This is a genomic window from Streptomyces sp. NPDC052496 (assembly GCF_040679095.1).
In the GTDB taxonomy this organism is placed as follows: domain Bacteria; phylum Actinomycetota; class Actinomycetes; order Streptomycetales; family Streptomycetaceae; genus Streptomyces.
Genome location: NZ_JBFAUH010000030.1, coordinates 26993 through 41298, shown reverse-complemented (window position 1 = coordinate 41298; position 14306 = coordinate 26993). Strand labels below are relative to the sequence as shown.

Below are 14306 nucleotides of genomic sequence, written 5' to 3'. Positions count from 1 at the left end.
CACCCCACCGCACCGCACCGCACCACCCTCAGGAGTCCCCCACCATGACCACAGCAGCACAGCGCGCCGACCACCGCGTCAGCCCGGTCTTCCTCGCGCTCGTCGCCGTCATGGCGGTCTCGGGGTGGGCCGTCTGGACGGGCCGGCTCGCGGCCAGTCCCGGCTTCGCCGTCTTCCTCTTCGTGGTCTCCGGCTGGATCGTCTCCCTCTGCCTGCACGAGTACGCGCACGCCCGCACCGCCCTGCACAGCGGCGACATCTCCATCGGGGCGAAGGGCTATCTCACCCTCAACCCCCTCAAGTACACCCACGCCCTGCTCAGCATCGTGCTGCCGGTGATCTTCGTGATCATGGGCGGCATCGGCCTGCCGGGCGGCGCCGTCTTCATCGAACGCGGCCGCATCCGGGGCCGCTGGCGGCACAGCCTGATCTCCGCCGCCGGCCCCCTGACCAACATCCTCTTCGCGGCCGTCGTCTCGGCCCCCTTCTGGCTCGGCGCCATGGACGGCGTCCCCCAGCAGTTCCGCTACGCGCTGGCCTTCCTCGCACTCCTCCAGGTCACGGCCGCCATCCTCAACTTCGTCCCGGTCCCCGGCCTGGACGGCTACGGCGTCATCGAGCCCTGGCTCTCCTACAAGATCCGCCGCCAGGTCGAGCCCTTCGCCCCGTTCGGCCTGATCGCCGTCTTCGGCCTCCTGTGGATCCCCGAACTGAACGGCCTCTTCTTCGACCTGGTCGACGCGATCCTGCGCACCCTCGGCATCACCAACTGGGACACCTACTTCGGCCAGCAACTGTTCCGCTTCTGGCAGGGCGAGCCGGCCCTCCGCTGAACCGGCCTACGTCACGACCCCCACGACGTCACACGGATCGTCCAGCCACACGCGCTCCCCGCCCCCGTGCTCGCCCCCGCCCACCGTCAGCCCAAAACGCTCGAATCCCGGCCTCCCCCGCCCCTCCCACCACCGATGAGCGGCGACCACCTCGTCCCAAAGGCGCCGGGGACCGCTCTGCCGGACCTCGTACTCCACCCGCCCCGGTACGTAATCGGCCGTCGCCCATGAAGTGACGGCCGTATCCCGGAGCCACAACGTGTAGGAGCCGTCGTCATACGGCTCCACCCACGGGAACGCATCCGGAACCCGCACCCCGATGGCGAACATGACGTGCCAGTCACCGACAGCCTCCGGGGAAAGGAAGGTCGTACTGCGCACTCCGTCCGCCGGCCAATCCCGCCCCCCGAGATATTCGCGTACGTGCTGACGCGCAGCGCGCTGAGCACGCAGCCGCATGAAAGCCGAGGACCCCACGAACCGTCCCGACGCCGTCCCGTCCCCGGCCACGGAAAGCCGGACGACCGCCTCGCCACCGTAAACCGGCCCCCACGGTGCGACGATGATCCCGCCCGGTTTCGTCTGCGCCAGCCATGGACGGGGCACGCGGCCGACGGAACACGTCGCGATCACGCGATCGTACGGGCCGCTCTCCGCGTATCCCTCGGCTCCGTCCCCGACCACGGTGACCGGCTCGAACCCCGCCCCCGCCAGGCGCCGCCGCGCGTCCCGGGCACTGTTGTCGTCCACCTCCACCGTGACGACATTCTCAGCACCGACCCGGTGGGACAGCAGCGCCGCATTCCACCCCGTACCGGTGCCGATCTCCAGCACCCAGTGCCCCTTTTCGACGTTCAACGCGTCCAGCATCGAAAAGACCATCGTCGGCATGGAACTGGAGCTGGACGGGATCCGCCCCCTCCCCGGCCCGGTGTATGTCCCGTCGTCCCACTGCGTCGTGACCGGTGCGTCCCGGTACACGGCCGCCCACCACGCCGCCGGCTCCTCGCCGCGGACCACCCGCTCTTCCTGCTTGTTCATGCCACCGCGCCCGGGCCAGATCACCTCGGGCACGAACAGGTGACGCGGCACCGCCTCGTAGGACGGCAGCCAGTCACTTGTCAGCGCGCCCTTCTCCACCAGTACAGCGGCGAGCCTTTCCGGGCCCGCCGCCATGTCGTCGTACCCGGTCACCGGCCCTCCGCCGGTGCCTGGCCGTCATTCGTGTTGCCGCCCTCGTCGGAGCCGCCGCCCCCGTGCTTGTTGCCGCTGTCGCTGTCGTCCTGCGGGTTGCCGCTCATCGCGGGCCAGTGGCGCGGATGCCGCCGGATCTCGCGACTCGCCTCCACCGCCACGAAGACGAACCCGGCAGCCCGCGCCCCGGTACGGCGCTGGTCCTCCGCGACGCAGCGGGCACAGCCCTCTTCCGGGGCGGGGTCGATGTCCCCGGCGAAGGGGTCCAGGAGGTGTACGGGGCGGTCGAGGGTTCCTCGGTGTTCGTTCATGAGGCAAGCCTGCCGCCGTCTCGTCACGCGCAACAGCCGCCCCATGTCGGCCCCTTGTCGGCCGCGTGTCGGCCACTATGAAGTCATGCCGGAAAACATCGGGGCTCGCATCCGCCACCTCCGGGGCGAGCGCTCGCAAGCGTGGTTGGCACGCGAGGTCTGCAAGGCCGCCGGTGTATGCGGCGATCCCGTGACGCGGAAGGAAGTCAGCAGGTGGGAGACGGGGAAACGGGTTCCCCGGGAATGGCTGCCCTTCATCGCCGCGGCGTTGGACGTCTCCGCGGCGCAGTTGCGCGAGGACGTGTACGACCGCGTGCCGCTGCTGCGCCTGGACGAGACACGCGGGTCCGAGTACGCCCAGGCAATTCGCGAGGCGTCCCAGCGGCTGATCTTTCTGGACAACGAGTTGACGGGCATGCCCATCGCCGAGGTGGCGGCACGCACCTTCAAGAGCGTGCACCGACGGCTGGGGAACGGTGAGTACGACAGCGCGTACGAGCGTGACATCAGGTCGGCGGCGAGTGAGCTGGCCGAAGTCGCCGGCTGGGTCCTCTTCGACGCCGAGCAGCACGACGCCGCTCACCGCTTCAACCGGGAGGCGCTGTTCCTGGCGAGGCTGTCCGGCGACCGGTCGATGGAACTGCTCATCCTGCAGAACATGGCGATGCACGCCGGCTGGCTCGGACGGTACCGGGAGGAGCTGGCCGTGGCGCGGGCGGTCATCGAGCAGGGCCGCCTGTCCCCACGCATCGAAGCGATCTTCCGCATGCGCGAGGCGAAGGGGCTCGCCGGGTGCGGTGCCCTCACGGAAGCCATTCGCTCGTTCGGCAAGGCGCGCTCACTCATGGAGCACGACGGAAGCCCGCACGCCCCGGCGTGGTCGTGGTGGTTCACGGAAAACGAGATCGACGGGCACCACGGGCACGCGTTCATGACCGTCAGCGACCACGCGGGCGCCGTCCCCTTTCTCCAGCGCTCCACGGAGCAGCAAGGCGGGCCCACGGTCGGATACCGGGGCATGGCGGCGGCCCGGCTCCTGGACTGTCTGCTGCACCTCCGCGCATGGCGCGACGCCGAAGAGCTGGTGGCCTCGATAGTGCCCACCGTCGGCGAGACCGCATCCGTACGTACCCGGCGCCTGCTGGACACAGCCGTGCACAACGGACTCACCGCCGCCGGAGCACCACCAGCTCTCCGCGACGCCTTGAAGCACCTTGCCGACGCCCTGCACGCCGACCCGTACGCGCTCTGAGCACAGGCGAGCGCGTACGGCACGCCGACGCGCCGAGGCACGGTGCTCGCCCGGCGCAAGCCGGCCCTCAGCCCGCCGCCACCGCCCCCTCCCGCCGCGCGCGGTCCAGCTTTGCCTTGCGGGCGTAGAACCAGGCCATGTTGCTGGAGATGCCGGCCATCAGGATCCACACGATGCCGAGCCAGCTGCCCTGGACGAACGAGACGACGGCCGCGGCGACGGCGAGGACGCAGACGACGAGGGCGAAGACGGCGAGGCGGGGCATGGGGTCGGCTCCTGTGCGTGGGGGTATGGGGTTTTCCTCCAGTGTCCATCATGGCCCTCGGCACCCGGTGTGTGGGCCTGACGGCCGGGCCGGACGGGGCGGCCCGTCGGGGCCGGCCCCGGGCCGGGCGGGTCAGTCGCGGTCAGCGCCGGTGACGTCACGGCGTGCCGCTTGCCGCGCCGCGTAGCGGTCCCTGCGGTTGCCGGCCTTGACGAGGCCCTGCCATTCCTTGACGCAGCGGCGCTTGGGGCAGCCCGCGCAGCAGGTGCGGCCGAACAGGAGCATGCCGGGGTCCTCCCAGCGGCAGCGGGTGGCGGCGGGCTCCCGTGTCGGGTGGGGCGGCAGGTCGCAGGGGCCGTAGCGGTGATCATGGACCGGCCGGGGGCCGTGTTCCGCGTGGCGTACCCACAGGGGTTTCGTCTTGTCCGTACGGGACATCGCGTTCCTTCCGGAACCCGCCGCCCGGGACTCCCGGACCTTCCGGGCGGGCGGCCAGGGCAACCGTCGGGATCGCCTGAAGCACCGCATGGGGCACGCTCCTTCCCTCACCCGCCGTACCGGACCCTTCCCTCGCCCGCCGTACCGGGCACAGAGCCTTCCAAGGGAGTGGAAAGCCTTACAGGCTATGCGTGGCGGGGAGGAGCGGACAAGGGGGCGGATCAGCCGCCGGCCGGTCCCCTCACACGTCCGTGACCCGCAGTCCCGCGTGTGCCTTGTAGCGCCGGTTGGTGGAGATGATGTTGGCCACCAGGGACTCCACCTGGTGCGCGTTGCGCAGGCGGCCCGCGAAGATGCCGCGCATGCCGGGGATGCGGGCGGCCAGGGCCTGGACCTGGTCGGTGTCGGCGCGGGACTCGCCGAGGACCATCACGTCGGTGTCGATCTCCTCGATCTGCGGGTCCTGGAGGAGGACGGCGGAGAGGTGGTGGAAGGCGGCGGTGACGCGGGAGTCGGGGAGCAGGGCCGCGGCCTGTTCGGCCGCGCTGCCTTCCTCCGGCTTGAGCGCGTAGGCGCCTTTCTTGTCGAAGCCGAGGGGGTTGACGCAGTCGATGACCAGCTTGCCCGCGAGTTCTTCGCGCAGGGACTGGAGGGTCTTGGCGTGGCCTTCCCACGGGACGGCCACGATGACGATGTCGCTGCGCCGCGCGCACTCCGCGTTGTCCGCGCCCTCGACGCCGTGGCCCAGCTCACCGGCGGCGGCCTCGGCGCGCTCCGCGGCGCGCGAGCCGATGATCACCTTCTGGCCGGCCCGGGCGAGCCGGTAGGCCAGGCCGCGGCCCTGGTCGCCGGTGCCGCCGAGGACGCCGACGACGAGGCCGGAGACGTCGGGCAGGTCCCACGGGTCCTTGGCGGGCTTCTTCTTGGCCGCTTCGGCCTTGGGGGCGGCGGACTGTGCGTCGTCGGAAGTAGTCATGACAGCGATACTGTCACGCCTTCACGCTGCCCTCGGTGAGCCCCGTACGCCAGTACCGCTGGAGGACGGTCATCAGCACCATCAGCGGCAGCACGGACAGGAACGCGCCGCCCACCGTGTACTGGTACAGCTCCGGCTGCCGGTCCGCGTACCCGGTCCAGGAGGTCAGGCCGAGCTGGAGGGGGTACAGGTCGGCGTCGGAGAGCATGACCAGCGGCAGGAAGTAGTTGTTCCAGATGTGGACGAACTGGAACAGGAAGACGGTGACCAGGGCCGGGGTCATCAGGCGCAGGCCCAGTCCGGCGAAGATCCGGGCCTCTCCCGCGCCGTCGATGCGGGCCGCCTCCAGGAGTGAGTCGGGTACGGCGGCCGCCGCGTAGATCCGGCAGAGGTAGACGCCGAAGGGGCTGACGACGCTGGGGAGGAGCACGGCCCAGTAGGTGTTGGCGAGGCCCATGGAGCTGAAGAGGAAGTAGAGGGGCAGGGCGAGGGCGGTGCCGGGGATGAGGACGCCGGCCAGGACGAGGTTGAAGACGGCTTCCCGGCCCGGGAAGGGGAACTTGGCGAGCGCGTAACCGGCGGCGGCGGAGAGGAGGGTGGCGGCGAGGGCGCCGACGCCCGCGTACAGGAGGGAGTTGGTGAACCAGCGGAGGTAGACGCCGTGGTCGTACGTGAGCACGGCGCCGAGGTGGTGGAAGGGCCGCGGGTGCGCGAACCAGAAGCCGAAGGTGCCGAAGAGGTCGGCGCTGTTCTTGGTGGCGGAGACGGTGAGCCAGTAGACGGGGGTGAGGAAGTAGACCGCGGCGAGCGTGAGGAGGGAGGCGGTGATGACGCGGTAGCGGAGGGGCGGGCGGGTGGTGCCGGCCGGGCGGGCGGCGGCGCCGGGCGGACGTAGGGGTGCGGCGGCCTCGCGGGCGGCGGGCCGGCTCACCGCCCGTCCCCGTTCCCCCGCTGCCCGACCAGCCGCAGGAAGCCGAACGACAGGACGCAGGCGACCAGCGCCAGCAGCACCGCCTCGGCCGCCGCGACGTGCTGGTTGTTGCTCACGAAGGCCTCGCTGTACGCGTGCAGGTTGGGGGTGAAGCCGGAGTCGATGGTGGCGGCGAGGGGCCGCAGCACCATCGGCTCGGCGAACAGCTGGAGGGTGCCGATGATGCTGAAGACGGTGGTCAGTACGAGCGCGGGCCGGATCAGCGGGATCTTGATGTGCCGGGCGATGTGCCAGGCGTTGGCGCCGTCGATGCGCGCCGCCTCGTACAGCTCCTCCGGTACGGCCTTGAGCTGGGAGATCAGGACGAGCATGGTGTAGCCGGTGAACTGCCACGTCACGATGTTGGCGATGGACCACAGGACGGTGGCGCGGGCGAGGAAGTCCACGTGCAGGCCGAGCGATCCGGCGATCTCCACGAGCGGGCTGATCCCGGGGACGTACAGGAAGCCCCACAGGATGGAGGCGATGACGCCGGGCACGCCGTACGGCAGGAAGAACGCGCTGCGGAAGAACGTGACGCCGCGGGCGCTCGCGCTCTCCAGGAGGAGGGCCAGTACGGTCGCCAGCGCGATCATCAGCGGTATCTGGACGACACCGAAGAGCAGGACGCGTCCGAACCCGTTCAGGAAGCGGTCGTCGGCGAGCGCGTGCGCATAGTTGGCGAAACCCGCGAAGACCTCGCGCTCCTGGCCGCCGAGGCCGAGCGGGCCGGTGCGCTCGGTGCGGTGCAGGCTCTGGTGGACGGCGTAGCCGATCGGGGCGAGGAAGCAGAGGAGGAAGAGGGCGAGGAACGGCAGGAGGAAGGCGGCCGCGGCGCGGGCGTTGCGGGCTTCGGTGCGGGTGAGGCGGGGCGCGCGCCGTACGCGTCCGGCGGCGGCCCGGCGGCGGTCCGGTCCGCTCACCCGCCGCTCTCCACCTTCAGGCCCTTGCCCCGCAGGTCGGCGACGGTCTGCGCCTGTACGGTCCGGAGCACGGAGCGGAACGTGCCGCCGCTGTCCAGCACTTCGGTGAACGCGTCGCCGAGCCGCTGGTAGAGGGTGTCCACGCCGGGCCCCCACTGCCAGCTGGTGTCCACGTGCGCGCCCGCGTCTGCGAAGATCCTGCTGTACGCCTGGCCGCCGAAGAAGTCCTGGTACACGTCGAGGTCGGCGGTGGCGTAGCCCTGCTTCGCGCTCGGGAAGCCGTAACCGCCGTCGATCAGCAGCGCGATGGACTTCGGGTCGCTGTTGAGCCACAGGGCGAAGTCCAGCGCGTCCTTGGGGTAGGAAGCCTCCGCGAAGACGGCGGTGGTCGAACCGCCCCAGTTGGCGTGCGCGTCGGCGCCCTTCCGCCACTGCGGCAGCGGTGCGGCGCGCCATTTCCCCTTGGTGCCGGGCGCGTTGCCGGCCAGCAGCGCGTCGCCCCAGCTCGCGCCGATCCAGGCGGGGATGACGCCGGTCTGGATGTCCTTGTACCAGGCGTTCTGCCGGTCCGGGATGGTCTTGACGAGCTTGCGCCGGACCAGCGACTCCCAGTAATCGGCGACCTTACGGGTGGGCTCGTCGTCGATGTGCACGGTCCAGGTGTCGCCCTGGGCGGTGTACCACTTGGCGCCCGCCTGCCAGGCCAGCCCGGCGAAGCGGTTGCCGTTGGCGGGGGCGAACGTCTCGATCCAGGCACCCTGCCGGCGGACCGCCCCGGCCGCCTCCTCGTACTCGTCCCAGGTCTGCGGGGTCTGGATGCTCCACTTGTCGAAGAGGTCCTGGCGCAGGAAGAGGCCCATCGGGCCGGACGCCTGCGGGATGGCGTAGACGCCCTTGCCGAACACCGACTGCTGCCACTGCCAGCCCACGAACCGGTCCTTGTAGCGGGCGGCGCCGAGCGCGGACAGGTCCATCAGGGCGTTGTCGAGCAGGAAGCCGGGGACGACGGGGAACTCGATCTGGGCGAGGTCCGGCGGGTTCCCGGCCTTCACGGCGGCGTGCATCTTGGCGTACTGGCGGCCGTCGACGGCGGACACCTTCTCCACCTCGACCCGGACGTCCGGGTGCTCGCGGTTCCACAGGTCCACCGGCTTGTCGATGCCCGGCACCCAGGACCAGAACGACAGCGTGATCTTCTGGCCCTTCGTGCGCTCCTTCGGGGCCGGGCGGTCGTCCCCGCCGTCGCCGCAGCCGGCCAGCGTGAACCCGGCGGCGGCCGCGGCGGCCCCGCCGAGCAGGGCCCGGCGGCGGACCTGGCGACGGACCTGACGGATGCGGCGGCGGTCCCCGTGCGCCGGGAGGCCGCCGTCCCGGTCCCGGCCGCCGCCCCGCTCCCGGCCGCTGTCGTACGCACCGAAGCTCATGCCAGGTCCTCCACGGGGATGCGGCGGAAGGTGATCGTCGAATAGGCGCTGAAGTCGCCCGTCTCGTAGAGCAGCCCGACGGTCGCGTCGTCGATCCGTACGAGGTCGGAGTAGGCGGCCGGGAGCCCGTCGACGGGGTACGCGGGCCGCCAGGTCAGGCCGCGGTCGCGGCTGGCCCGTACGGTCATCAGCGCGCGGGCGTCCGGGTCGGCGGGGCCGGAGAAGAGCAGTACGTCGGGCTCGCCCAGGTGCAGCACGCTGCCCTCGACGACGGGGCCGGTCAGCCCGGCCTGCGGGCGGAAGGGCTTGATCAGCCGCTCGCCGCCCCACTCGGGTGCGGAGTGGGCGTCGGCGCGGTTGCCGGGGGCCGGGGAGTCGTTGCGGGTGTTGACGTAGAGGGTGCCGTCCGGGAGTTCGGCGGCGGTCGTCTCGTTGGCGTTGATGTAGCCGTTGGGGTTGCTGTCCGTGTAGCCGATGCGCCAGTTCGCGCCGGCGTCGTCGCTGAGCAGGACGTGGCCGCCGTTGTAGCGGCCCTCGGTGCCGTTGTCGCCGGGGACGGTGGGGGCGGTGGAGTGGTTGGCGGGCACGACGAGGCGTCCGGCGTGCGGGCCGTGCCGGAGCTGGAGGGCGTGGCCGGGGGTGGTGGCGTACCAGCGCCAGCCGGCGCGCTTGGCCTGCGCCGTGATCTCGCGCGGCGCGCTCCACGTCCCACCGTCGTCGTCGCTGTGCTGCACCCAGACGCGCCGCCCGTCGGCGGCGGGCACCAGGCCGCGGCGGATGCGGTCCTCGGTGGCGGTGGCGGCGCTGCGGACGTGCACCAGCAGGACCCGGCCGCCGTCGAGCACGACCGGGGCCGGATTGCCCGCCGTGCCCGTACCGTTGCGGGCCACGGCCTGGAGCGGGCCCCAGGTGCGACCGCCGTCGGTGGAGCGTTTCAGCACGATGTCGATGTCGCCGTGGTCGGCGGCGCTGCCCACCCGGCCCTCGGCGAAGGCGAGCAGGGTGCCGGGGGTGGTGCGGTCGCCGGTGCCGTCTCCGTCTCCGCTGCCGCCTCCGGTGCCGGTCGCGCGGCGGGTGGTGACCACGGCCGGGATGCGGAAGCTCGCGTAGCCCTCGGAACCGGCGCGGAACGGAAGGGAAGTCTCGTGAGCCATGGGTCCTCCCCAACGGCCGGACGTAGGACGTCCTCTGTCAGCGTGACCATAGGGAGCCCCCAACGGGCCGTCAAGGCACGGCACACGCCCTACGGGCGGAGGCGGCGCCCCGCGTAATTCCGTTGCCCGCCGCCGCGCCCCGCCGCACGATGGTGCGTTGTGACCGAAGCAGACCCTCCCTCTCCGAAACGTTCCCGCCGGGCCGCCGCCCTGCTCCCCGACCTGACGCCCTGGCGCTCCTCCGCCGACTTCCGCCGGATGTGGTGCGCGGGCGCGGTGACCGTCTTCGGGTCGTGGCTGACGCTGGTCGCGGTGCCGTTCCAGCTCAAGGAGCTGACCGGCTCGACGCTCGCGGTCGGCGCGGTGGGCGCGGTGGAGATCGTGCCGCTGATCGTCTTCGGCCTGTACGGCGGCGCGCTCGCGGACGCCGTGGACCGCCGCAAGCTGATCCTGTGGACCGAGGTGGCCCTCGGCCTGTTGTCGGTGCTGCTGCTGCTCAACAGCCTGCTGCCGCACCCGCTGATCTGGCCGCTGTACGTGATCGTGGCGGCGTCCAGCGCGCTGACCGGACTCCAGCGCCCGGCCGTCGACGCGATCGTGCCGCGTATCGTCCCGCACGACCAGCTGCCCGCGGCGTCCGCGCTGAACGCCCTGCGCTGGCAGATCGGCGCCATCGCCGGCCCTGCCCTGGCCGGTGTGCTGATCGCGTACGCGGGGCTGCGCTGGGCGTACGCGATCGACGCCGTCACGTTCGCGATGTCCGCCGCCCTCGCGGTCGGCCTGGCCGCCTCCCCCGCCTCGCACGACGCCGAGAAACCGTCGCTGCGCGGCATCTGGGAGGGCGCGCGCTACGCCTGGAACCGCAAGGAACTGCTCGGTACGTACGCCGTCGACCTGACCGCGATGCTCTTCGCCTTCCCGATGGCGATCTTCCCGTTCCTGGCGGACGATCTGGGCGCGCCGTGGGCGCTCGGCCTGATGTATGCGGCGCTGCCCGCCGGGTCCTGTGTGGTCAGTCTGACCAGCGGCTGGACCTCACGGGTGCACCGGCACGGGCGGGCGGTGCTGTACGCGGCGGCGGCCTGGGGGCTGGCGATGACCGCCGCGGGCTGGGCGTCCGACGTCTGGCTGGTGCTGCTGAGCCTGGCCGTGGCCGGGGCGTGCGACATGGTCAGCGGCATCTTCCGGTCGGCCATGTGGAACCAGACCATCCCCGACGAGCTGCGCGGCCGGCTGGCCGGCATCGAGCTGCTGTCGTACTCGGTCGGGCCGCAGCTGGGGCAGGTCCGCTCGGGCGGCATGGCGGCCGTGACCTCCGTACGGACGTCCGTGTGGGCGGGCGGGGTGCTGTGCGTGGCCGGGGTGGTGGGGCTGGCCACGGCGCTGCCGAAGCTGCTGGCGTACGACGCGCGGACCAACGAGCACGCGGTGCGGATGCGCGAGGCGCGCGGGGCGGGGGCGGAGACGACGGCGGCGGCGTAGCCGGCCGGCCGGGCCCCCGCGGACCCGTCGCCCGCGGACCCGTCGCCCACGCGCCACGCCCTGCGGACCCGTCCTCCGCCCGCTCCCGCCGCCCCGCCTACGCGGACTCCCCCGTCCCCTTCTCCCCCTCCTTCTCGTGCCAGCGGGGGTCGGTCTCCCACTCCAGATTGCGTTCCTGGGCGGTCTGCATCGCGTGGGCCGCCTCCTCACGCGTCGCGTACGGGCCGAAGCGGTCGGCGGCGCGGCATTCCGGGCCCTCTTCGACCGTGCCGTGCTTGAGGCAGTAGTACCATTCGCCGGGTTTGCCGGCTGCCTGCCTTTTGAACAGCGCCATCACGGCCTCCTGTCTGCGACTCCTGTGCCGCCATCCTGCCCGATGGGCCACGGATACACTCGCTGGCATGTCTGGCCAGTCGCTTCTTGTCCCGGGGACGCTCTCCCCCACCCGCCCCGTCCCCGCCTCCATCCCGCGCCCCGAGTACGTGGGCAAGTCCGCGCCCACCCCGTATACGGGCCCGGAGGTGCAGGACGCGGAAACGATCGAGCGGATGCGCATCGCGGGGCGGATCGCCGCCCAGGCGATGGAGGAGGCCGCCAAGCTGATCGCGCCGGGCGTGACCACCGACGAACTGGACCGGGTCGCCCACGAGTTCATGTGCGACCACGGCGCCTACCCCTCCACCCTCGGCTACCGCGGCTTCCCGAAGTCCCTGTGCTCCTCGGTCAACGAGGTCATCTGCCACGGCATCCCGGACTCGACCGTCCTGAAGGACGGCGACATCGTGAACCTGGACGTGACCGCGTACATCAACGGCGTGCACGGCGACAACAACGCCACGTACCTGTGCGGTGACGTGGACGAGGAGTCCAGGCTCCTGGTGGAGCGCACCCGCGAGTCGCTGAACCGCGCGATCAAGGCAGTCAAGCCGGGCCGCCAGATCAACATCATCGGCCGGGTCATCGAGTCGTACGCCAAGCGCTTCGGCTACGGGGTCGTGCGGGACTTCACCGGCCACGGGATCAACTCGTCGTTCCACTCCGGCCTGATCGTCCCGCACTACGACAGCCCGCACCACACCACCGACATCAAGCCCGGCATGACCTTCACCATCGAGCCGATGCTGACGCTGGGCACCCACGAGTACGACATGTGGGAGGACGGCTGGACGGTGGTGACGAAGGACCGCAAGCGCACCGCGCAGTTCGAGCACACCCTCGTCGTCACGGAGACCGGCGCGGAGATCCTGACGCTCCCGTAGCGCCCGGCCCGCCCTCGCGCCCCGCCCCCGCGGCACTGCTGCCGCGGGGGCTTCTGTACCGGGGTTTTTACCGACAGGATGTCGGGAAGGTTGCCGACAGTGCGTCGGAAACGTTTCCGACGCAGCGTCGGGAACAGGTTGACTTAGGTAAGCCTAACCAACCACAATCTGATCTCGTACGCACCCCCTCGGTCCCCGGAGGTCCGCCTTGGCCGCGCCCAGCTCGACCCCGTCCGCGCACTCCGCGCACCCCGCCGCACCGGTGCCCTTCTCCACCCTGATCCGCACCGCCTCGCACGAGCAGCACACCGAGGCCGAGAACGCGTCCTTCATGGGCGACCTGCTCGGCGGCAGGCTCGGCGTCCCGGCCTACCGGCGCTACACCGAGCAGCTGTGGTTCGTCTACCGCGCGCTGGAGGACGCCTCCGAGGCGCTCGCCGAAGACCCGGTCGCCGGTCCGTTCATCCGGCCCGAGCTGGCCCGTACGGCGGAACTGGAACGGGACCTGGCCCACCTCGGCGGCCCCTCCTGGCGTACGGGGCTGGAGCCGCTGCCGGCCACCGCCGCGTACGCCGGCCGCGTCACCGAATGCGCCCGCCGCTGGCCCGCCGGATACGTCGCGCACCACTACACCCGCTACCTCGGCGACCTCTCCGGCGGCCAGATCATCCGCGGCACGGCCGAGAAGACCTGGGGCTTCGCCCGCAAGGGCGACGGCGTGCGCTTCTACGTCTTCGAGGGCATCGGCAACCCCGCCGCCTTCAAGCGCGAGTACCGCGGCCTGCTGGACGCGCTGCCCGTCGACGACCTGGAGAAGCAGCGGGTGATCGACGAGTGCAAGCGCGCCTTCGCGCTCAACACGGCGGTCTTCCGCGAGCTGGGGGAAGAGTTCCCGCTCAGCGCGTGAGCGGCTGCGGGCAGCCGCGCCGCGGCGGTACGGGCAGCACCTGGCCGCCCAGCGCGATCGTGCCGTCCGCGTACGGCCGCGTCAGGATGCGGGAGCCGGCGCCCTGGCGGACGTCCAGGGCCCGGCCCAGTTCGTGGGTGAGGGCGAGGGCCGCGGCGCCGGTGGCCTCGTCCTCCACGATCCCGTCACCACGGCGCGGGAAGAAACGGGCGCGGACCGTGCCCGCACCGCGGTCGCACCACGCCCACACGTAGAGCGGCCCGTCCCCGGGCGGCGGCCCGGAGAGCGCGTCCACGTCCGCGGGCGTCGCGTACTCCTCCGTACGCCGCCCCGTGGACCACTCCGGCCGCCCGCGCACCCAGACGCACTCCCCCTCGTACGCCACCGGCACCACACCGGCCGGCGGGCGCAGCGCGGCCACCGGCCGCCCGAGGTGCCGCAGCAGCCAGGCCGTGCCGACCAGGGGGTGCCCGGCGAAGGGGAGGGGCACGCTGGGCGTGTAGATGTCCAGCCGGGGGCTGGCCCCGCCGTCCGCCGCGTCGACGAACACGGTCTCGCTGAAGCCCAGTTCCGCGGCGAGGGCCTGGCGTGCGGCGGGCTCCCGTACGGCGGCGGAGCCGTCCCGTGCGGTGCGGACGACGCCCAGCGGGTTGCCGCCTCCGCCGTCCGGGCCGCAGAAGACGCGTACGACGTGCAGTTCCGGTGCCTGGCGCGCTGTCATGACCGTATTCCATCGCGCGTACGGCGCAGGCGGCCCACCGGGGTGCGGGCGTGCCGGAACGCCGGAGTACCCGCCGCGCGGAGGCATGCGCGACGGGTACGGCCGGCCCCTGGGCCCGGGGCGCCCGAGGTGGGGTGTGGGGAGGCGCCCCTGGGGTGCGGGGCCCGGGGGGAGTGGGGGGTGGGGCCGGGACAGGG

16 protein-coding genes are annotated in these 14306 nt (G+C 72.1%); 5 read left to right on the top strand and 11 right to left on the bottom strand.

Translation table 11 applies throughout. The annotated features are described in order from the left end of the window. Positions 1-44 precede the first annotated feature (44 nt). Positions 45-833 (top strand): site-2 protease family protein, encoded by a 789-nt coding sequence (locus AB0L45_RS32450; protein ID WP_365846369.1) that lies wholly within the window; start codon positions 45-47, stop codon positions 831-833. 6 nt (positions 834-839) lie between these two features. Here the strand turns inward: AB0L45_RS32450 and AB0L45_RS32445 are convergent, their stop codons facing one another. Beyond that, positions 840-2027: a methyltransferase domain-containing protein gene (locus AB0L45_RS32445; protein WP_365846367.1), complete on the bottom strand. Its 1188-nt coding sequence runs from the start codon at positions 2025-2027 to the stop codon at positions 840-842. Continuing rightward, entirely contained in the window at positions 2024-2338 is a 315-nt protein-coding gene (locus AB0L45_RS32440) for a hypothetical protein (protein WP_365846365.1), read from the bottom strand. Before AB0L45_RS32440 ends, AB0L45_RS32445 begins: the two co-directional genes overlap by 4 nt. A 190-nt stretch (positions 2339-2528) precedes the next feature. On the opposite strand from AB0L45_RS32440, the gene AB0L45_RS32435 reads away from it, so the two are divergent. Then, positions 2529-3590 carry an XRE family transcriptional regulator gene (locus AB0L45_RS32435; RefSeq protein WP_365846363.1) on the top strand — a complete coding sequence of 354 codons (1062 nt, stop codon included), beginning with the start codon at positions 2529-2531 and terminating at the stop codon, positions 3588-3590. Between the two features lie 67 nt (positions 3591-3657). On the opposite strand, the gene AB0L45_RS32430 is transcribed toward AB0L45_RS32435, so the two are convergent. The 7 genes from AB0L45_RS32430 to AB0L45_RS32400 all read right to left on the bottom strand — a co-directional run bounded on the left by AB0L45_RS32430 (position 3658) and on the right by AB0L45_RS32400 (position 9740). After that, positions 3658-3855, bottom strand: coding sequence for a hypothetical protein (locus AB0L45_RS32430; RefSeq protein WP_365846361.1), 198 nt, complete (start codon positions 3853-3855; stop codon positions 3658-3660). 132 nt (positions 3856-3987) lie between these two features. Next, positions 3988-4293, bottom strand: coding sequence for a hypothetical protein (locus tag AB0L45_RS32425; protein WP_365846359.1), 306 nt, complete (start codon positions 4291-4293; stop codon positions 3988-3990). Between the two features lie 241 nt (positions 4294-4534). Continuing rightward, positions 4535-5269, bottom strand: coding sequence for an NADPH-dependent F420 reductase (gene npdG, locus AB0L45_RS32420; RefSeq protein ID WP_365846357.1), 735 nt, complete (start codon positions 5267-5269; stop codon positions 4535-4537). A gap of 13 nt (positions 5270-5282) precedes the next feature. Further along, positions 5283-6098: a carbohydrate ABC transporter permease gene (locus AB0L45_RS32415; RefSeq protein WP_365846475.1), complete on the bottom strand. Its 816-nt coding sequence runs from the start codon at positions 6096-6098 to the stop codon at positions 5283-5285. A gap of 98 nt (positions 6099-6196) precedes the next feature. Further along, positions 6197-7162, bottom strand: coding sequence for a sugar ABC transporter permease (locus tag AB0L45_RS32410; protein ID WP_365846355.1), 966 nt, complete (start codon positions 7160-7162; stop codon positions 6197-6199). Continuing rightward, on the bottom strand, positions 7159-8586 hold the full coding sequence (locus tag AB0L45_RS32405; protein WP_365846353.1) for a sugar ABC transporter substrate-binding protein: 1428 nt from the start codon (positions 8584-8586) through the stop codon (positions 7159-7161). Before AB0L45_RS32405 ends, AB0L45_RS32410 begins: the two co-directional genes overlap by 4 nt. Next, positions 8583-9740 carry a sialidase family protein gene (locus tag AB0L45_RS32400; protein WP_365846351.1) on the bottom strand — a complete coding sequence of 386 codons (1158 nt, stop codon included), beginning with the start codon at positions 9738-9740 and terminating at the stop codon, positions 8583-8585. The genes AB0L45_RS32405 and AB0L45_RS32400 overlap by 4 nt, the downstream gene beginning before the upstream one ends. Positions 9741-9899: 159 nt before the next feature. Here AB0L45_RS32400 and AB0L45_RS32395 point away from each other — a divergent pair, with 159 nt between their 5' ends. Then, positions 9900-11222 (top strand): MFS transporter, encoded by a 1323-nt coding sequence (locus AB0L45_RS32395; RefSeq protein WP_365846349.1) that lies wholly within the window; start codon positions 9900-9902, stop codon positions 11220-11222. Positions 11223-11319: 97 nt separating this feature from the next. On the opposite strand, the gene AB0L45_RS32390 is transcribed toward AB0L45_RS32395, so the two are convergent. Continuing rightward, positions 11320-11556 (bottom strand): hypothetical protein, encoded by a 237-nt coding sequence (locus AB0L45_RS32390; RefSeq protein WP_365846347.1) that lies wholly within the window; start codon positions 11554-11556, stop codon positions 11320-11322. Between the two features lie 67 nt (positions 11557-11623). On the opposite strand from AB0L45_RS32390, the gene map reads away from it, so the two are divergent. Together map and AB0L45_RS32380 are read left to right on the top strand one after the other, a co-directional pair. After that, entirely contained in the window at positions 11624-12481 is an 858-nt protein-coding gene (gene map, locus AB0L45_RS32385; RefSeq protein WP_365846345.1) for a type I methionyl aminopeptidase, read from the top strand. Between the two features lie 208 nt (positions 12482-12689). Beyond that, positions 12690-13388, top strand: coding sequence for a biliverdin-producing heme oxygenase (locus tag AB0L45_RS32380; protein ID WP_365846343.1), 699 nt, complete (start codon positions 12690-12692; stop codon positions 13386-13388). On the opposite strand, the gene AB0L45_RS32375 is transcribed toward AB0L45_RS32380, so the two are convergent. Further along, entirely contained in the window at positions 13378-14109 is a 732-nt protein-coding gene (locus AB0L45_RS32375; protein ID WP_365846341.1) for a PhzF family phenazine biosynthesis protein, read from the bottom strand. The two genes, AB0L45_RS32380 and AB0L45_RS32375, sit on opposite strands and share 11 nt — an antisense overlap. Positions 14110-14306: the final 197 nt, after the last annotated feature.

Excerpts from the sequence above, each read along its gene's own strand:
- map (WP_365846345.1), top strand. The coding sequence starts at position 11,624 with ATGTCTGGCCAGTCGCTTCTTGTCCCGGGGACGCTCTCCCCCACCCGC.
- AB0L45_RS32440 (WP_365846365.1), bottom strand. The coding sequence starts at position 2,338 with ATGAACGAACACCGAGGAACCCTCGACCGCCCCGTACACCTCCTGGAC.
- AB0L45_RS32390 (WP_365846347.1), bottom strand. The coding sequence starts at position 11,556 with ATGGCGCTGTTCAAAAGGCAGGCAGCCGGCAAACCCGGCGAATGGTAC.
- AB0L45_RS32430 (WP_365846361.1), bottom strand. The coding sequence starts at position 3,855 with ATGCCCCGCCTCGCCGTCTTCGCCCTCGTCGTCTGCGTCCTCGCCGTC.
- AB0L45_RS32425 (WP_365846359.1), bottom strand. The coding sequence starts at position 4,293 with ATGTCCCGTACGGACAAGACGAAACCCCTGTGGGTACGCCACGCGGAA.
- AB0L45_RS32405 (WP_365846353.1), bottom strand. The coding sequence starts at position 8,586 with ATGAGCTTCGGTGCGTACGACAGCGGCCGGGAGCGGGGCGGCGGCCGG.
- AB0L45_RS32375 (WP_365846341.1), bottom strand. The coding sequence starts at position 14,109 with ATGACAGCGCGCCAGGCACCGGAACTGCACGTCGTACGCGTCTTCTGC.
- npdG (WP_365846357.1), bottom strand. The coding sequence starts at position 5,269 with ATGACTACTTCCGACGACGCACAGTCCGCCGCCCCCAAGGCCGAAGCG.
- AB0L45_RS32400 (WP_365846351.1), bottom strand. The coding sequence starts at position 9,740 with ATGGCTCACGAGACTTCCCTTCCGTTCCGCGCCGGTTCCGAGGGCTAC.
- AB0L45_RS32450 (WP_365846369.1), top strand. The coding sequence starts at position 45 with ATGACCACAGCAGCACAGCGCGCCGACCACCGCGTCAGCCCGGTCTTC.